General features: G+C 40.4%; 19 protein-coding genes. 6 read left to right on the top strand and 13 right to left on the bottom strand.

Going from position 1 to position 15,632, the window contains the following annotated elements; translation table 11 throughout:
* The first annotated feature begins 6 nt into the window (after nucleotides 1–6).
* The 4 genes from I6F41_RS02385 to ung are packed head-to-tail and all read left to right on the top strand — an operon-like array spanning nucleotide 7 to nucleotide 3,614.
* On the top strand, nucleotides 7–1,497 hold the full coding sequence (locus I6F41_RS02385; protein ID WP_182683922.1) for a cobyric acid synthase: 1,491 nt from the start codon (nucleotides 7–9) through the stop codon (nucleotides 1,495–1,497).
* Entirely contained in the window at nucleotides 1,481–2,080 is a 600-nt protein-coding gene (cobO, locus tag I6F41_RS02380) for a cob(I)yrinic acid a,c-diamide adenosyltransferase (protein ID WP_182683923.1), read from the top strand. Before I6F41_RS02385 ends, cobO begins: the two co-directional genes overlap by 17 nt.
* Entirely contained in the window at nucleotides 2,080–2,955 is an 876-nt protein-coding gene (locus I6F41_RS02375; RefSeq protein ID WP_182683924.1) for a cobalamin-binding protein, read from the top strand. Before cobO ends, I6F41_RS02375 begins: the two co-directional genes overlap by 1 nt.
* Nucleotides 2,952–3,614, top strand: coding sequence for a uracil-DNA glycosylase (gene ung, locus I6F41_RS02370; RefSeq protein ID WP_182683925.1), 663 nt, complete (start codon nucleotides 2,952–2,954; stop codon nucleotides 3,612–3,614). Before I6F41_RS02375 ends, ung begins: the two co-directional genes overlap by 4 nt.
* Nucleotides 3,615–3,670: 56 nt before the next feature.
* On the opposite strand, the gene I6F41_RS02365 is transcribed toward ung, so the two are convergent.
* Nucleotides 3,671–3,850 carry a DUF3545 family protein gene (locus I6F41_RS02365; RefSeq protein ID WP_011329208.1) on the bottom strand — a complete coding sequence of 60 codons (180 nt, stop codon included), beginning with the start codon at nucleotides 3,848–3,850 and terminating at the stop codon, nucleotides 3,671–3,673.
* Nucleotides 3,851–4,120: 270 nt separating this feature from the next.
* On the bottom strand, nucleotides 4,121–5,071 hold the full coding sequence (gene tal, locus I6F41_RS02360; RefSeq protein ID WP_089368743.1) for a transaldolase: 951 nt from the start codon (nucleotides 5,069–5,071) through the stop codon (nucleotides 4,121–4,123).
* A 231-nt stretch (nucleotides 5,072–5,302) separates the two neighbouring features.
* Here tal and yaaA point away from each other — a divergent pair, with 231 nt between their 5' ends.
* The gene (gene yaaA / locus I6F41_RS02355) at nucleotides 5,303–6,082 is read left to right on the top strand and encodes a peroxide stress protein YaaA (RefSeq protein ID WP_011329206.1); all 780 of its coding nucleotides are present in this window, start codon (nucleotides 5,303–5,305) and stop codon (nucleotides 6,080–6,082) included.
* 132 nt (nucleotides 6,083–6,214) lie between these two features.
* Nucleotides 6,215–7,171, top strand: coding sequence for a mechanosensitive ion channel family protein (locus tag I6F41_RS02350; protein WP_179806969.1), 957 nt, complete (start codon nucleotides 6,215–6,217; stop codon nucleotides 7,169–7,171).
* Between the two features lie 95 nt (nucleotides 7,172–7,266).
* Here the strand turns inward: I6F41_RS02350 and mgtE are convergent, their stop codons facing one another.
* The 11 genes from mgtE to I6F41_RS02295 form a co-directional block, all read right to left on the bottom strand.
* Nucleotides 7,267–8,625 carry a magnesium transporter gene (gene mgtE, locus I6F41_RS02345; RefSeq protein ID WP_011329204.1) on the bottom strand — a complete coding sequence of 453 codons (1,359 nt, stop codon included), beginning with the start codon at nucleotides 8,623–8,625 and terminating at the stop codon, nucleotides 7,267–7,269.
* 147 nt (nucleotides 8,626–8,772) lie between these two features.
* On the bottom strand, nucleotides 8,773–9,045 hold the full coding sequence (locus I6F41_RS02340) for an HPr family phosphocarrier protein (protein WP_011329203.1): 273 nt from the start codon (nucleotides 9,043–9,045) through the stop codon (nucleotides 8,773–8,775).
* 43 nt (nucleotides 9,046–9,088) lie between these two features.
* Nucleotides 9,089–9,934, bottom strand: a complete 846-nt coding sequence (rapZ, locus tag I6F41_RS02335) for an RNase adapter RapZ (RefSeq protein WP_011329202.1) — start codon at nucleotides 9,932–9,934, stop codon at nucleotides 9,089–9,091.
* A 21-nt stretch (nucleotides 9,935–9,955) separates the two neighbouring features.
* Nucleotides 9,956–10,408, bottom strand: a complete 453-nt coding sequence (gene ptsN, locus I6F41_RS02330) for a PTS IIA-like nitrogen regulatory protein PtsN (RefSeq protein ID WP_041454569.1) — start codon at nucleotides 10,406–10,408, stop codon at nucleotides 9,956–9,958.
* A 4-nt stretch (nucleotides 10,409–10,412) separates the two neighbouring features.
* Nucleotides 10,413–10,700 carry a ribosome hibernation promoting factor gene (gene hpf / locus I6F41_RS02325; RefSeq protein WP_011329200.1) on the bottom strand — a complete coding sequence of 96 codons (288 nt, stop codon included), beginning with the start codon at nucleotides 10,698–10,700 and terminating at the stop codon, nucleotides 10,413–10,415.
* Between the two features lie 26 nt (nucleotides 10,701–10,726).
* Complete coding sequence (locus tag I6F41_RS02320) at nucleotides 10,727–12,220, bottom strand: RNA polymerase factor sigma-54 (RefSeq protein WP_041454568.1); 1,494 nt, start codon at nucleotides 12,218–12,220, stop codon at nucleotides 10,727–10,729.
* 69 nt (nucleotides 12,221–12,289) lie between these two features.
* On the bottom strand, nucleotides 12,290–13,015 hold the full coding sequence (gene lptB, locus I6F41_RS02315; protein ID WP_011329198.1) for an LPS export ABC transporter ATP-binding protein: 726 nt from the start codon (nucleotides 13,013–13,015) through the stop codon (nucleotides 12,290–12,292).
* Complete coding sequence (lptA, locus tag I6F41_RS02310) at nucleotides 13,012–13,557, bottom strand: lipopolysaccharide transport periplasmic protein LptA (RefSeq protein ID WP_011329197.1); 546 nt, start codon at nucleotides 13,555–13,557, stop codon at nucleotides 13,012–13,014. Before lptA ends, lptB begins: the two co-directional genes overlap by 4 nt.
* The gene (gene lptC, locus I6F41_RS02305) at nucleotides 13,547–14,104 is read right to left on the bottom strand and encodes an LPS export ABC transporter periplasmic protein LptC (protein ID WP_089368740.1); all 558 of its coding nucleotides are present in this window, start codon (nucleotides 14,102–14,104) and stop codon (nucleotides 13,547–13,549) included. Before lptC ends, lptA begins: the two co-directional genes overlap by 11 nt.
* Complete coding sequence (gene kdsC / locus I6F41_RS02300) at nucleotides 14,101–14,652, bottom strand: 3-deoxy-manno-octulosonate-8-phosphatase KdsC (RefSeq protein WP_011329195.1); 552 nt, start codon at nucleotides 14,650–14,652, stop codon at nucleotides 14,101–14,103. Before kdsC ends, lptC begins: the two co-directional genes overlap by 4 nt.
* Nucleotides 14,653–15,624 (bottom strand): KpsF/GutQ family sugar-phosphate isomerase, encoded by a 972-nt coding sequence (locus tag I6F41_RS02295; RefSeq protein ID WP_011329194.1) that lies wholly within the window; start codon nucleotides 15,622–15,624, stop codon nucleotides 14,653–14,655. It lies immediately after the preceding gene.
* Nucleotides 15,625–15,632 lie beyond the last annotated feature (8 nt).

The following is a 15,632-nucleotide window of genomic DNA, read 5'->3' as shown; positions in this document are numbered from 1 at the left end:
TATAAAATGAAAACGTTAATGGTGCAAGGCACCACATCCGATGCGGGTAAAAGTACACTGGTTGCGGCGCTGTGTAGAGTATTTGCTAATAGAGGGCTAAATGTAGCGCCATTTAAGCCACAAAATATGGCATTAAATAGTGCAGTTACAGATGATGGTGGTGAAATAGGTCGTGCTCAAGCACTGCAAGCTATAGCGGCAAAGGTAGCCCCTGAAACTGACTTTAATCCCATATTACTTAAGCCAAATAGCGATACTGGCGCGCAGGTTATTATTCATGGTAAAGCCATAAGTAATATTGAAGCTGGGGCGTATCACGATTATAAAAAAGTAGCTATGGATGCAGTACTCACGTCGCATAACCGTTTAGCACAACGTTTTGATTTATTGCTGGTGGAAGGGGCGGGCAGCCCAGCCGAAATAAACCTCAGAGCCAACGACATTGCTAATATGGGCTACGCCGAAGCCGTTGACTGCCCCGTAATTATAATTGCCGATATAGATAAAGGCGGTGTGTTTGCTCATTTAGTGGGTACTTTGGCATTGTTGAGTGAGTCGGAGCAAGCGCGGGTAAAAGGCTTTGTAATAAATCGTTTTAGAGGCGATATAAGCTTATTACAAAGTGGACTTGATTGGCTGGAACAGTACACAGGTAAACCGGTGTTAGGCGTATTGCCGTATTTACACGACCTTGCATTAGATGCTGAGGATGCAATTGCTATTGATAATACGCTAACTAATGCCAGCGTTAATATTGCCGTGCTGCTTGTGCCGCACATTAGCAACCATACTGACTTTGATGCACTGCGCTTACATCCCAATATAAATATTAATTATGTAGCGCATACACAAGCGATCCCCGATGTTGATTTGATCATTTTACCGGGGAGTAAAAACGTATTAAGTGATTTAGCCTTTTTAAAAAATGAAGGCTGGGATACACAAATAAAACGCCATTTACGTTATGGTGGTAAAGTGCTCGGTATTTGTGGTGGTATGCAAATGCTTGGCAATAGTATTAATGATCCCCTAGGTGTTGAGTCATCATTACAGCAGATGCCGGGGCTAGCGTTAAGTGATTTTACCAGCACACTTACAGCACAAAAAATATTGAGTAATGTAACCGCGACTATGCAATTAAATAACCAGCAAATACTTTGTAGTGGCTACGAAATTCATGCAGGCATTAGCCAAGGTGAAGCACTTAATAAACCATTTTTAAGCTTTAATGAACACCCAAATGGCTTTACAGCCGATGGGTTTATTAGTGATGATAACGCCATAGCGGGTACTTATTTACATGGCTTATTTGATCAAGCGAGTGCCACATTGCAAATATTAAAGTGGCTCAAAGCCGATACAGTTATTAATCCGGTTAATATTAACCAGCACCGTGAGCAGCAACTAGAGCGTTTAGCTGCCATGTGTGAAACGCATTTAAATATTGCACACATTATTAAAATTTATGAAGGGCATAATCATGAGCGAACAAAGTAAAGATAAACATCAGCAACGCCAACAAAAATTAAAAGATCAAGTTGATGCACGAATAGCTGCAGCGCAACAAGAAAAAGGTATTTTTCAAGTTATAACTGGTAATGGCAAAGGTAAGTCGACCTCAGGATTTGGTGTGGTAGCACGTTGTGTTGGCCATGGAAAAAAAGCCGCTGTGTGTCAGTACATAAAAGGCACTTGGGAATGCGGAGAGCGTAACTTGTTACAGGGTGCGGGTGTGGAGTTTGTGGTAATGGGCACAGGCTTTACATGGAATACCCAAGACAAAGAGAGCGATACCGCAGCCGCGCAAGCTGCTTGGCAAGAATCAAAGCGACTGCTTAGCGATGCAAGCCTAGATGTAGTGCTGCTCGATGAGCTTACCTACATGGTAACCTATGGGTATATTGATGTAGATGAAGTGCTAGAGGCGATTGGCAACAGACCGCCAATGCAGTCGGTTATTATTACCGGCCGTGCAGCACATCGTAAATTAATAGAACTGGCTGACACAGTAAGCGAAGTGCGTAATGTAAAACATGCATTTGATGCAGGTGTTAAAGCTCTGCAAGGTTTTGATTACTAATGTTTAAACAGCTTGTTGTTGGCCTATTGTTACTCTGTTTATCCCAGCATGCGCAGGCCAACAAGGTACAAATTGATAAAGTACAGCCAGCTAAAACACTGCGTATTGTGGCACTGGCCCCGCACATAGTAGAAAACCTGTATGCAATAGGCGCGGGAGATAATATTGTTGGCACAGTTGATTACGCCGACTACCCTGCAGCGGCAAAAGGTATTACCCGTATTGGCGGTTACTATGGTATTTCAATCGAAAAGCTTTTAGTCCTTAAGCCAGATATAGTAATTGCTTGGAAAAGTGGTAATCAAAGCGATGATTTAGCACAAATAGAGCGCTTAGGTATTAAGCTTTATTTAACTGATCCAACGACAATTACAGGTATTGCCGATGAGTTGCTTATGCTAGGAAAACTTACCGGTAACATTAAACAAAGCGAGCAAGTGGTAAAAGCATTTAATGCTAAACTTGCAGCCATTAAAGCCAAGCAACAGGGTAAAAGTAAACTCACTGGCTTTTATCAACTCTGGTCTGAGCCGATGATGACTGTGTCGAAAAATACCGGAATAAGTGAGTTAATAGCCACTTGCCAAGTAACCAATGTATTTGCAAATAGCCGCACCGACTATCCACAAATAAGCATAGAAAATGTGATTGTGGCTAAACCGCAAATTATAATTATTCCGGATGAAAAATCAGCAACACCGCAACCCACTATTAATTGGCAGCAATGGCCAGAAATACCCGCAGTAAAAAACAAGCAGTTTTTATCTGTAAATGCCGACTTACTACATCGTTTTTCAGCGCGTATGCTAGATGGGCTGGCCGATATGTGTGATAAAATAGACGTATCACGTCAACAAATAAAGAGCATACAATGAGCGATTGGACTGCATTTTTAAAGCAAGAATTACAGCAAGCATATATGCAGCAAACACTCGACTACGTTGCCAAGCGCCGCAGTGAAGGTGTTGCTGTTTATCCTCCAAAAGAGCAAGTGTTTAGCGCATTTGCTGCAACACCGCTTAGTGATATACGCGTTGTTATTTTAGGGCAAGATCCTTACCATGGTGAAGGCCAAGCACATGGTTTGTGTTTTTCAGTATTACCTGAGGTTAAAAAGCTGCCACCTTCGCTTAAAAATATTTATAAAGAGCTGGCTAGCGATATAAACGATTTTGTTATTCCTACCCATGGTTACTTGCAAAGCTGGGCAGAGCAGGGAGTGTTTTTACTCAATACAGTACTTACGGTAGAGCAAGGCCAAGCCCATTCGCATAAACACTTAGGATGGGAGCAATTTACCGATAAGGTTATTGCGCATATAAACACCCATTGTGAAGGCGTAATATTTATTTTGTGGGGTGCTCATGCACAAAAAAAAGGTAAGGGAATTGATAGCGCACGCCAGCATATTTTAGCAGGGCCGCACCCATCGCCACTGTCTGCTCATCGAGGTTTTTTTGGTTGTAGGCATTTTTCAGCCACGAATGCGTTATTGCAATCTCAAGGTAAAACGCCGATTAATTGGCAAGTATAATTTTAACTTTTAAAACCAAAGGCCCGCACAGTAATGCGGGCCTTTGAGTTAGTCGTTTAAAAGTCGAGCTCATTAACGGCTATACTGTCTGTAAAGTAGTCCAACTCCTGTAGTTCTTTGCGTAAACGATACTTTTCTTGTATTGCTTCGATTTCGCGCCATCTTCTTTTTTTATTTTTTTGAGAAGCTTCCTTTTTTGTTTCAGGACCTTCTATTATATTGCTTAGGCTATCCATGAATATCTCCTTTAGACTGCATTTGATACCAGTCTTATTAAAAACATAAGCTATAACGGCTCACTAATTTAACGCAATAGGTATTAACTTCGCGAATACCTATACCATAGGCCTAGCTAAAATAGAATATAAAAGTGACATTTATGTTACTAAAGTGTGATTTGTTGATGAAGCTTTACTTTATGATGGGTTTATAAGTTTCTTGCATATAAATTACAGGCATAAAAAAACGTCGCAACTGCGACGTTTTTATACAAGCGTTTGAGCCAATTACATGGCTTTAAAGCGTGCTTCTAATTGTTCTTGAGCATCAGCAAAAGAGCGAATACCTTCAGCTAACTTTTCAGTCGCCATAGCATCTTGGTTATGCAACCAACGAAATTGAGCTTCGCTAAGCGGTGCCGGTTTTGGCTGCTGCGCAACATCTTTTGCTAGTAAGTATTCTGGTGCATCTTCAAGGTTACCCAACTCTTCTAAAAGATTGGGGCTAATAGTTAGCTTATCGCAACCAGTAAGGGCAATAATTTCGCCGGTATTACGAAAACTTGCACCCATAACTACCGTTTTGTAGTCGTGGCGTTTATAAAATTCAAAAATGCTGCGTACCGATTGTACCCCAGGATCTTGCAGTGGGTCGGTCGGTTTTTCCATACCGTTAGCAACGTGCCAATCTAAAATACGACCAACAAATGGCGAGATTAAAAATACGTTAGCATCGGCGCAAGCACGTGCTTGGGCATCACTAAACAATAAAGTAAGGTTACATTTAGTACCTTCTTTTTCTAGTTGTTCAGCGGCTTTAATGCCTTCCCAAGTAGAGGCTACTTTAATTAAGATTTTATCTTTGCTTACGCCTTCTTTTTCGTAAAGACTAAGTAGCGTGTGCGCTTTATCAATAGTTGCTTGGGTATCAAACGAAAGACGTGCATCTACCTCAGTAGAAATATAACCAGGTACAATAGCGCTAATTTCTTTACCTAATAATACCGCAAAGTAGTCGCATGCTAGCGCTAGTTGCTTCGCTGGATCTTGCTCGGTTTCTTTGGCGTAGCTCCATGCTTTATTTAAATAAGGCTTATAGGCTTCAATCTCGCTCGCTTTTAATAACAATGACGGATTGGTCGTTGCGTCTTCTGGTTGATGCTTTTTAATTGCTTCAATATCACCCGTGTCGGCCACGATTGATGAATGTTGTTTTAGCCTTTGTAGCGCGTTAGTCATTTGCTTTCCTCATTCCAAGCAAGTTAAAAGAAAATCTAAACTACTTTAATATTACACCATACTGCAACAGCGAAGTAATGCTTGATAGGTCTTATGTCCTTATCAATATAAAAACGGTTATGTATGAATTATTAAGGTAGGATCAGTCTGTTTAATATTAAACAAAACGTGCTTTTCGTTTCATTTAATGTTGAAATTGACATTAAATAAATTACAAGTCAATAGCTAACTATGATCACTGTTATTTCACCTGCAAAAAATCTTGATTACACCACGCCACCTGCAACCGATAAGTTCACTCAACCGGAATTACTTGAGCACAGCGAAGCACTGATGCAAGTATGCCGTGAACTAACACCTGCGCAAATTGGCAGCCTGATGAAAATTAGCGATAAGCTCTCAGGGCTTAACGCTGCTCGCTTTAGTGAGTGGGCACAGCCATTTACCACAGAAAACGCTAAACAAGCGGTACTGGCCTTTAATGGCGATGTATATGGTGGTTTAGATGCTAGCACGCTAACGGCTAATCAGCTTGATTACGCACAAAGCCACCTACGCATATTATCGGGCTTATATGGGCTTTTAAAGCCGCTAGATTTAATGCAAGCGTATCGCCTTGAAATGGGCACCAAGCTTGAAAACAGCCGTGGTAAAAACCTGTATGAGTTTTGGGGCAGTGTAATTGCCAATAAACTTAACGAGGTATTAAAAGCCGAGGACGCCCAATACTTAGTTAACCTTGCTTCAAACGAGTACTTTAAAGCGGTTGATAAAAAAGCCCTTAATGCACAAATAATTACTCCACACTTTAAAGACTGTAAAAATGGTCAATATAAAGTAATTAGTTTTTACGCTAAAAAAGCACGAGGCATGATGGCGCGTTACCTCATCGAAAATAAAGTAACTCAGCTAAGCCAGCTTAAAGAGTTTACAGTAGCGGGTTATTACTTTAGCGCCGAAGCAAGTGTGAAAGAGCTTGAGCCAGTATTTTTACGCGATGAACAAAGCTAAAACTTAAACCTTTACCTAATCTATAAAAGCCATGCACAGCATGGCTTTTTTAATACTGGCGCTATACTTGCAATTGATATGCGAATTCAAGATTGATTCTAATCACATTATAAATCAATAGGTGCAAGTTACATGTTTAGTATTCCCTCAATTAGCGACGCCGAAAAACTTATCGAAGAAAAGCTCGGAGGGTGGTTTGATGTCGTTATAAGCCATATTCCTAATTTTATTGTGGCAGTTATTATTGTCATTCTATTTTCTATGCTGGCTCGCTTTGCCGGTAACTTAATGAAAAATTTATTACGCCGCTCCCTCGATTCAAAACAGATAGCTGATTTAATGGCTTCTATATTTAAAGTGCTGATATTAAGTGTAGGAGTGTTTATAGCACTGGATTTTATGGGCTTAAAAGGCACGGTAACGTCATTACTAGCTGGTGCCGGTATTGTTGGTTTAGCGATTGGTTTTGCATTTCAAGATATGACCGAAAACTTAATAGCAGGTATTGCTATGGGTATTCGTAAGCCATTTAAACCAGGTGATGTAATAAAAACTGATGATGTGTTTGGCTCTGTGCATTCAATAAACCTGCGTAATACACTAATAGAGAGCTTTTATGGGCAGCAAATACTAGTGCCTAATAAAATACTATTTAGAAATGTATTGCGAAACTACAGCACGCTAGGCGTTAGACGCATAGAAGTGCCGGTAAGAATTTCATTAACAGAAGACATAGAAAAAGCCGCAAACGTTATTGTGGATAAAATTAATCAATTTGAGTTTGTAATACGCCAAGATGAAACGGCCGTATACGCAGAGAGTTTTGGCGACAGTAGTATTAATTTATTATTGTGGTTTTGGATTAAATACCCTGGTGAGCCAGACTTTATGACAGTACGCCACAAAGGTGTTGTGGCAGTACAGCAAGCACTAAATGAGGCTGATATTCGTATTCCATTCCCAATACGCAGTTTAGATTTTGGGGTTAAAGGTGGCGAAAACCTCGATGCAATAATAAGTAATAAAGTAAATACACAATCGTCAAAGCAAGAAGGAGTCGATGGCTCTACAATCAATAAAGAAGACTAGATAACCTGATAACCTGAACGCTGGTTAAATTATATTGCGTAAAAGTTACTTTTAACCAGCGCGTATTTACACAGTAATGTGCGCTGGTTTATTTATTAAACCAGCAACCAAGTTGCGGTGCCTAAAAAGGCAAATATACCTACTATATCGGTTACTGTAGTGAGTATTACACTGCCAGCAAGTGCAGGGTCTATTTTCATACGTTTAAGTATTATAGGAATACACGCACCCGCCACACCCGCAACAACTAAGTTCATAAACATTGCAAACGCCAGTACCGCGCCAAGCATTAAGTCCCATTGCCATAGGGCTATAACACTGGCAATTAAAACAGCCCATAAAATACCGTTTAATGCACCAATGGCGAGCTCTTTTATCATTACAAAACGTTGGTTAGTTTGGTTAATATGGCCCACTGCTATACCACGAATAACCAAGGTTAATGACTGGCTACCGGCCACCCCACCCATTGAGGGGACAATGCCGTTAAGCACGGCTAAAATAGGCAGTATTGCTAAAGTGCCTTCAAAAAAGCTGGCAACAAAAGCAGCTGCCAGAGCCGTTAATAAGTTAACACCTAGCCAAACAGAGCGTTTTTTTGAGCTTTTTAAAACCGGTGCAAAGGTATCTTCTTCATCATCAAGACCCGCTAAACCTAATAAGTGATGCTCTGCGTCTTCACGAATTACATCAACAATGTCATCGATAGTAACACGGCCAAGTAGCTGGGCGTTGTCGTCAACTACTGGGGCTGATATCCAGTTATGACGTTCAAATAACTGCGCCACTTCGCTTTCATCCATCGAAATAGGAATAGACTCACAGTCTTCATCCATTAGGTCGTGAACAATTTTTTCGGGCGAATTGGTTAGTAAGGTACTTAACGATAAAGCGCCTAAAAAACAGTTATGCTTATCGACAACGTAAAGGTCGTCGGTACCCTCAGGGAGTTCGCCGCGCAGACGAATGTAACGCAGTACCACATCTAGGGTTACATCAGGGCGAATGGTTACTGTATCTGTGTTCATCAGCGCGCCAGCAGAGCGTTCCTGATAGGAGAGTGCTTGCGTAGCACGTTCTCTATCTTGAATGTCCATGGCGCTAACCACGTCTTTATAAACCGTGTCAGGCAGGCTTCGCAGTACTTCACCTAAGTCATCGTGGCCCATGTCTTCAGTGGCAGCAGCAATGTGCTTAGGTTCCATTTGGGCAATAATGCCTAAACGTACATCTTCAGAGAGTTCTTCAAGAACATCACCTTGTACATCTGGATCAACTAATTGCCAGAGCAGGCGACGAACTTTATGCGGTGATGATTCTAGTAAAAGTGCGGTATCACAAGGAGCTGTTTTTGCCAGCATGCGCCTAACTTGAACAAACTGACCACTATTGAGTGACTTGGTCACTTGTTGTAATTGTTGTAGTGGGTAGTCTTGTTCGAAAGTTTCGGGCATTGGCGTCCTTAATTTATTTTTATAACGTTAGGGAAGAAGTTAGTCATTAACTTCGTTCAGTTTATCTTACTTTTTTTAGCCAAACTAGCTTAAGGTTTCACTAACCCTATATTTTAGCTCGTTTACTTGGTTTAAATAAAGTGCCTACTATTCTTGTTCGTTAAAGCGCTGCGCTATTAATTGGCCAACGGCATGTAAAGCATGCTCTGCATCGGGTCCTTCGCACACTACTTTTACTTCTTTACCTTGGCTGCTTTCTAGTAACATTAAAGCCAGTACGCTATCGCCAGCGGCTTCTTTTTCATCTTGAAATAAGGTAATAGATGCGTCAAATTGTACCGCTAATTGTGCTAATACGGTAGCAGCTCTAGCATGCAGGCCTAGCTTGTTTTTTATTAAAAATGTATTTTCTAAGCGCATAAGATACTCTACTTAAGCTGAACAGATGATTATTTAAATTGAATTATTTTTCTTGCTCGCGATGGCGAATTTTTACATTAGGGTGAGACATAGCAAAGCTTTCACCAATTGTTTGCGCTAAATAAACTGAGCGGTGCTGACCACCAGTACAACCAATAGCAATGGTTAAATAACTGCGATTATTACGCTCTAGGTGTGGTAACCACGTTTGTACAAAGGTTTGAATTTGCCAAGTGAATTTTTGCACAATACTATGACTAGCTAAATAATCTTTTACTGGTTGATCTAATCCAGTTAAAGGCTTGAGCTCCGGTTCCCAGTGTGGGTTTGGTAAAAAACGCGCATCAAAAACATAATCAGCACCTTTGGGAATACCATGCTTAAAGCCAAACGACTCAAAGGTAATGATAAGCTGTTTGTCTTTTTTACCGAGTATGGTTTCACGCATAGATTCAGCAAGTTGATGCACACTTAAATCGGTTGTATCAATGACATGATCAGCCCGCGTTACGAGTACATCGAGTAATTCTTTTTCTTTTTTTATTGCTAAATCTAGCGGTAGCGAATCAATCGAAAGCGGGTGCAAACGACGTGTTTCTGAATAACGGCGGATTAACGTTTGATCGTCGCTATCTAAATAAAATAACGTTGGTTTAGCAAAGTCGGGCAAGTACTCAAGGATATCGTTAAACTGCTGCTGGTCTTTAGGCAGGTTACGCACGTCTATACTAACGGCTATTTTATCGTAGTTATCAGAGACACTGCGCACTAATGAAGGCAGCAAATTTACCGGAATATTATCTACACAATAGTAACCTAAATCTTCTACAACACGTAAAGCAACTGACTTACCAGAACCTGAACGGCCACTTATAATAATTAATTCCATTTACCACCCCTTTATTAGTAACTAGGATTGATCCAAAATAACTTGGTATAACGCTTCATCAGACTTTGCCGCACGCAATTGCTTACAAAACTCTTTATCGTTTAGTTTATCAGCTATTGTGGCTAGTGTTTTCAAGTGCTGCTGGTTATCGCCATCGGGCACTATAAGCGCAACAAAAATATCAACTGGACGATTATCAATTGCATCAAAATTAATAGCGGTTTCGCTTATTAAAATTAAGGCAAGAGGCTCTTGTGCCCCGCTCATACGGCCATGTGGAATTGCTATTCCTCGGCCAATACCGGTACTACCTAGCTTTTCTCTTGCCAATAAAGCAGTGAGAATATCTTGCTGAGGTAAATACGGCATTTTTTTATGCGCGAGTTCACTGATGAATTCTAAAATTCTTTTTTTACTATTAAAAAGGACCACAGCTTTGCTGCAGTCCTGGCATATAAGTGAGCTTAATTTCATAGTGTTAGTGTCGAGCAAACTTCTCTTTGTGTTTAATTACTTGACGATCGAGTTTGTCAATCAACGAGTCAATGGCAGCGTACATATCTTGGTGTTCGGTCGATGCAAATAGCTCAGCGCCACTTACAAAAATTGTTGCTTCAGCTTTTTGACTTAATTTTTCTACATCGAGAATAACATGCACATTAGTTATGTGATCTGAGTGTCTTTGCAGCTTTGCAAATTTATTATTTACATAGTCTCTTAATGAGTCTGTAATGTCTACATGACGACCAGTTAAGTTTAGTTGCATCAGCATTTTCCTCTTTGTTGTACGTCTTAAATCAAGCTTTTACGTTGATTCGACGGGGGAATAGCCAGAGATTCGCGATATTTTGCAATTGTCCGTCTAGCTACTTTAATTCCTTGCTCAGCCAATATATCTGCAATCTTGCTATCACTCAATGGTTTGGCTAAGTTTTCTGCAGCTATCAACTTTTTAATCAGGGCACGTATGGCAGTTGATGAACATTCGCCACCATTTTCGGTGCTTACATGGCTTGAAAAAAAGTACTTAAGCTCAAAAATGCCACGTGGAGTGTGCATATATTTTTGCGTAGTGACCCGTGAAATAGTCGACTCGTGCATTTCAACTATTTCGGCAACATCGTTTAATACCATAGGTTTCATGGCTTCTGGGCCATGTTCAAAAAACGCTTGTTGCTGCTTAACAATACAATTAGTTACTTTCAGGAGTGTTTCGTTTCTACTTTCTAGGCTTTTAATAAACCATTTAGCTTCTTGTAAGTGCGAGCGAATAAATTGGCTGTCACCGCTGGATTTTACTGTACGAGACATAGCCGCATATTGGCTGTTAACACGTATTTTTGGCATGCTATCAGGGTTTAGCTCTACCACCCAGCGGCCTTTTATTTTTTTAACAGACACGTCAGGTATAACGTATTCAGACTCTTCTCTGACAATAGTATCCGCAGGCTTAGGATTAAGCGTATGAATAAGTGTCATTATTTCTTTAAGCTCTTCTTCTTTGAGCTTAGTTTTTTTCATTAACGTACGATAGTCGCGAGCAGCGAGTAAATCGATATGATCAGTTAACACCATTTTTGTTTCGTTAATATAAGGGGTGTCTTTATCAAATTGATTTAATTGAATGCATAAGCATTCTTGCAAGCTGCGAGCTGCAATACCAACAGGATCAAATAATTGAATGCGCTTTAGCACTGCTTCTATTTCATCTAGTTCTACTTCGTGTTCGTCGTCAGTTTCTTGGTTAAAGCTTGCTAAAAGGTCTTCGCAACTGAGGGTTAAAATACCAGAGTCATCTACGGCTTCAACGATAGCTATGGCAATAGCTTCGTCGGTAGGGCTAAAAGGGGTGAGCTGTAATTGCCACATTAAGTATTCATGCAGGGTTTCGGTTGATGCACCTTGATAAATAGATTCATCTTCAGGCATTGGCCCTGATGAAGAGGCAGGCGCTGCGCTCATATATTCATCCCATGATACATCCATGGCCATGTCGTCGCTTATGGTGTCTTTATTTAGTGCTTCACCGCTATCTTGCTCATACTCGCTTGGGGTGTCGTCAGCAGAGGCGCTAACAGTAATGTCATCTGCTTTTTGCTCGTTTTTACCTGCTGATTCTTCCGTGTAATCTTGTTCATCAACTTCAAGTAATGGGTTGCTATCAAGTGCTTCTTGTATTTCTTGCTGGAGATCCAAGGTACTAAGCTGCAATAAGCGAATAGCCTGTTGCAGTTGCGGAGTCATTGTAAGTTGCTGGCCCATGCGCAGCTGTAATGATTGCCTCATTTATCTCTAACAATCCTTATAAATTGATATGATTAATCTTAGCAGATGCTTATAGTAATAACATAAATATTACAGTTTGAACTGCTCGCCTAAATAAACATCACGTACTGTTTTATCGTTTAATACAAATTCAGGAGTACCAGATGCAATTAGCTCCCCATGAGAAACAATGTAGGCTTTTTCACAAACATCAAGGGTTTCCCTTACATTGTGGTCGGTAATTAGTACGCCAATACCACGATTTTTAAGGTGTTCTATAATTTTTTTAATATCGAGTACTGAAATAGGATCCACGCCAGCAAAGGGCTCATCAAGCAATATAAATTTAGGATCTGCAGCTAAAGCACGTGCTATTTCTACGCGGCGACGTTCACCACCAGATAGCGCCATACCTAAGCTGTCGCGAATATGTTGCAGGCTAAATTCGTCCAATAAACTATTTAGGGTTTCTTCCCTGGCTTGTTTATTTAGTTGCTTACGCGTTTCTAAAATAGCCATTAAATTTTGATACACAGTGAGCTTTCTAAAAATAGAAGATTCTTGTGGTAAATAACCAATACCTAAACGAGCACGGCTGTGCATAGGAAGTAAGGTAATATCGTTATCATCAATTAATATTTTACCTTTGTCGCTAGGTACTAAGCCTACAATCATGTAAAAGGTAGTGGTTTTACCTGCGCCATTTGGGCCAAGTAAACCAACAATGCTGCCAGCTTTTACTTCAAGTCCTACATTTTTAACAACTTCACGGCCTTTATAGCTTTTTGCTAATAGCTCTGCTTTTAATGTACTCATGGCTGACCTTTATTGAGTTTTTGTTCTTTTTTTACGTCTACAGGCACTAAAATAGTGTGTACCCGATCAGTTGAGTTTTCATCTTTTTCAGCACTTATAAGCTGTTGCTCTATATCATAGGTGATGCTTTTAGCCGTAATTTTTTGCCCAGCTTGAGAAATGTTTGCATCTCCTACCAGGGTTAAAAAACGTTTCGCTACATCGTAACGTACTTCGTTAGCGCTGGCGCTCATGACAGTGCCATCTGCTTGCTTTTCTTCAAAATATGCAGGGCTGCCCGTGGCAATTAATAGTTGTTTATTATCGCCAAGTTCGTCGCGCTTATGTACTTCTAAACGATCGGCGGTGATACGACGATTACCGTGAATTATCTCGACGTTTTTCTCAAAAATACCAACGTTTTCTTTTAGTTGGCCTTCTTGGCGGTCAGCACTAATAGAAATTTGATTAGCTAATGGGGAAGTACTTTGCTCTGCCGCATTACTATTAAATACAAGTATAAGCGATGGAATAATAAGTATTTTTGCAAGGTTATTGGTCATAATATAGTGTTCGCGTATGGTTAATTAGTTTTATCACCTCGGTTGTTAAATTGGCTTCAAGGCCTTTACCGGTGATCTTTAAATTCGGTCCAGTTATAATAACGGGCTGTTCGCTGCGCATAGTGAGTAGCATTATATCTACTTGAATATTGTCGGCGGTAATTTTGTCTATCATTGCGCCATCAATTAAGTTTTGGGCAGTTACATTACCCTCTAAAATTAATTGTCTTTCATCGTAAAGTGTTGCTTCATCAGCATTGATACGCCACGTTTTTTGTCTGTCGTCGTACAATATGAAAGTAGGTTTTTCGAATAAGGTAAATCCTAGCTGCTCGTAAAGCTCCGTTTTAACCGCAGTTACTTTATGGCTAATTTCACCGTTTTCGTCAAAAGCTGTTTGTTTTAGCTCAATGGCGGTGTAATCGGGTTTAGCTATTACTTCTGAGTCGGCTTTAGCAACCGTATTTACCTGAGTAAAATAAGGGTACCAAAGCCAAACCATACAGGTGATGAATAAAACGCTTAAGACTATGCGCGCTATATTCATGAACTGGTGCCTTGGCTAGTTAATGGTTTATTGTTTTCAAGCATAAGTAAGTCGGTTAGCTCTCTTACTGCACCAAAACCACCCGGCATTTGCGTAGTGTAATGTGCTAAGCGTTTAATTAGTGGGTGCGCGTCGTTTACTGCGACTGCAAAGCCAACTAACTCCATAACAGGCATATCAGGGCCGTCATCACCAATATAAGCAATTTGCTCATCGCTCAAATTAAGCTTGTTTTTAAGTTCTTGGTAGGCAATAAGCTTGTTTTCTTGACCTTGATAAATATGCTGCACGGTTAAGCTGGTCATACGTTGTTGTACTATTTGCGAGTGCCTGCCGGTAATAACCGCTACTTCAAAGCCGCTGTTAATAAGTGCTTTAATACCAAAGCCATCTTTTGTATTAAATGCTTTTAGCTCTTCACCTTGGTTGCCAAGATAAATTCGGCCATCAGAAAATACGCCATCAATGTCGCATATAAGTAGTTTTACTTTTTTTGCGCGCGCTTTAGCGTCATCACTTAGCGCTTGATAGAGTTCTTCAAATTGCATTTATAATACTCCTGCTTTAAGTAGGTCTTGCATATTGAGTGCCCCAATAGGCTGATTATGCTCATTAATAATAATTAAGCCATTAATGCGTTTATGTTCCATAATATTAAGCGCTTGCGCAGCAAGCATATCTTGGGTTGCCGTGGTACACGATTTAGTCATTACTGCATCTATTGACGTGGTATGAATATCAACGCGTTGCTCTAAAATACGGCGTAAATCACCATCGGTAAATAACCCAGCGAGTTGCTGATTATCGTCAACTATGGCGGTCATACCTAAGCCTTTAGCTGTCATTTCAATCAGCGCATCTTTAATAGTTTGCGAAGTAGTTATAATAGGCGTATTTACACCGCTGTGCATAACATCTTTTAAGGTGAGCAGTAATCGCTTCCCTAAACTGCCACCGGGATGCGATAGTGCAAAGTCATCGGCAGTAAATCCGCGTGCTTCTAACAGTGCTACCGCCATTGCATCGCCCATAGCGAGTGTTGCCGTGGTACTGGCTGTTGGTGCTAAGCCTAATGAGCAGGCTTCTTTTTCTACTTTAATGCATACATGCACGTTAGCAAGTGTGGCCATGGTTGATTGTGTATTTCCTGTCATGGAAATAATTTTTGCACCAAGGCGTTTTAACACTGGAATAATATTAAGTACTTCACTGGTTTCGCCTGAGTTAGAAATAAGCATAACGACATCGTTTTTAGTGATCATGCCCAAATCGCCGTGGCTGGCTTCGCCTGGGTGCACAAAAAAAGCAGGGCTACCAGTGCTTGCTAAAGTTGCCGCAATTTTATGGCCAATATGCCCCGACTTACCCATACCAATAATTATAATACGGCCACTGCAGTCATACATAAGCTGACATGCCTGATGAAAATTATCATCTACATATTGTTTTATATCAAAAAGTGCTTGGCGCTCGATATCAAGAACACGTAGCCCTTGCTCGATAAAACTTAGCTTGGTCATAGACAACT

Origin of the sequence: Pseudoalteromonas sp. SCQQ13, from assembly GCF_015864415.1 — a bacterium.
GTDB lineage: Bacteria > Pseudomonadota > Gammaproteobacteria > Enterobacterales > Alteromonadaceae > Pseudoalteromonas > Pseudoalteromonas nigrifaciens.
This window is presented reverse-complemented; position numbering and strand designations above follow the sequence as displayed.

What these genes read in the sequence shown, in the direction of transcription:
- I6F41_RS02385 (WP_182683922.1), top strand. Translation starts at nt 7, where the DNA reads ATGAAAACGTTAATGGTGCAAGGCACCACATCCGATGCGGGTAAAAGT.
- cobO (WP_182683923.1), top strand. Translation starts at nt 1,481, where the DNA reads ATGAGCGAACAAAGTAAAGATAAACATCAGCAACGCCAACAAAAATTA.
- I6F41_RS02375 (WP_182683924.1), top strand. Translation starts at nt 2,080, where the DNA reads ATGTTTAAACAGCTTGTTGTTGGCCTATTGTTACTCTGTTTATCCCAG.
- ung (WP_182683925.1), top strand. Translation starts at nt 2,952, where the DNA reads ATGAGCGATTGGACTGCATTTTTAAAGCAAGAATTACAGCAAGCATAT.
- I6F41_RS02365 (WP_011329208.1), bottom strand. Translation starts at nt 3,850, where the DNA reads ATGGATAGCCTAAGCAATATAATAGAAGGTCCTGAAACAAAAAAGGAA.
- tal (WP_089368743.1), bottom strand. Translation starts at nt 5,071, where the DNA reads ATGACTAACGCGCTACAAAGGCTAAAACAACATTCATCAATCGTGGCC.
- yaaA (WP_011329206.1), top strand. Translation starts at nt 5,303, where the DNA reads ATGATCACTGTTATTTCACCTGCAAAAAATCTTGATTACACCACGCCA.
- I6F41_RS02350 (WP_179806969.1), top strand. Translation starts at nt 6,215, where the DNA reads ATGTTTAGTATTCCCTCAATTAGCGACGCCGAAAAACTTATCGAAGAA.
- mgtE (WP_011329204.1), bottom strand. Translation starts at nt 8,625, where the DNA reads ATGCCCGAAACTTTCGAACAAGACTACCCACTACAACAATTACAACAA.
- I6F41_RS02340 (WP_011329203.1), bottom strand. Translation starts at nt 9,045, where the DNA reads ATGCGCTTAGAAAATACATTTTTAATAAAAAACAAGCTAGGCCTGCAT.
- rapZ (WP_011329202.1), bottom strand. Translation starts at nt 9,934, where the DNA reads ATGGAATTAATTATTATAAGTGGCCGTTCAGGTTCTGGTAAGTCAGTT.
- ptsN (WP_041454569.1), bottom strand. Translation starts at nt 10,408, where the DNA reads ATGAAATTAAGCTCACTTATATGCCAGGACTGCAGCAAAGCTGTGGTC.
- hpf (WP_011329200.1), bottom strand. Translation starts at nt 10,700, where the DNA reads ATGCAACTAAACTTAACTGGTCGTCATGTAGACATTACAGACTCATTA.
- I6F41_RS02320 (WP_041454568.1), bottom strand. Translation starts at nt 12,220, where the DNA reads ATGAGGCAATCATTACAGCTGCGCATGGGCCAGCAACTTACAATGACT.
- lptB (WP_011329198.1), bottom strand. Translation starts at nt 13,015, where the DNA reads ATGAGTACATTAAAAGCAGAGCTATTAGCAAAAAGCTATAAAGGCCGT.
- lptA (WP_011329197.1), bottom strand. Translation starts at nt 13,557, where the DNA reads ATGACCAATAACCTTGCAAAAATACTTATTATTCCATCGCTTATACTT.
- lptC (WP_089368740.1), bottom strand. Translation starts at nt 14,104, where the DNA reads ATGAATATAGCGCGCATAGTCTTAAGCGTTTTATTCATCACCTGTATG.
- kdsC (WP_011329195.1), bottom strand. Translation starts at nt 14,652, where the DNA reads ATGCAATTTGAAGAACTCTATCAAGCGCTAAGTGATGACGCTAAAGCG.
- I6F41_RS02295 (WP_011329194.1), bottom strand. Translation starts at nt 15,624, where the DNA reads ATGACCAAGCTAAGTTTTATCGAGCAAGGGCTACGTGTTCTTGATATC.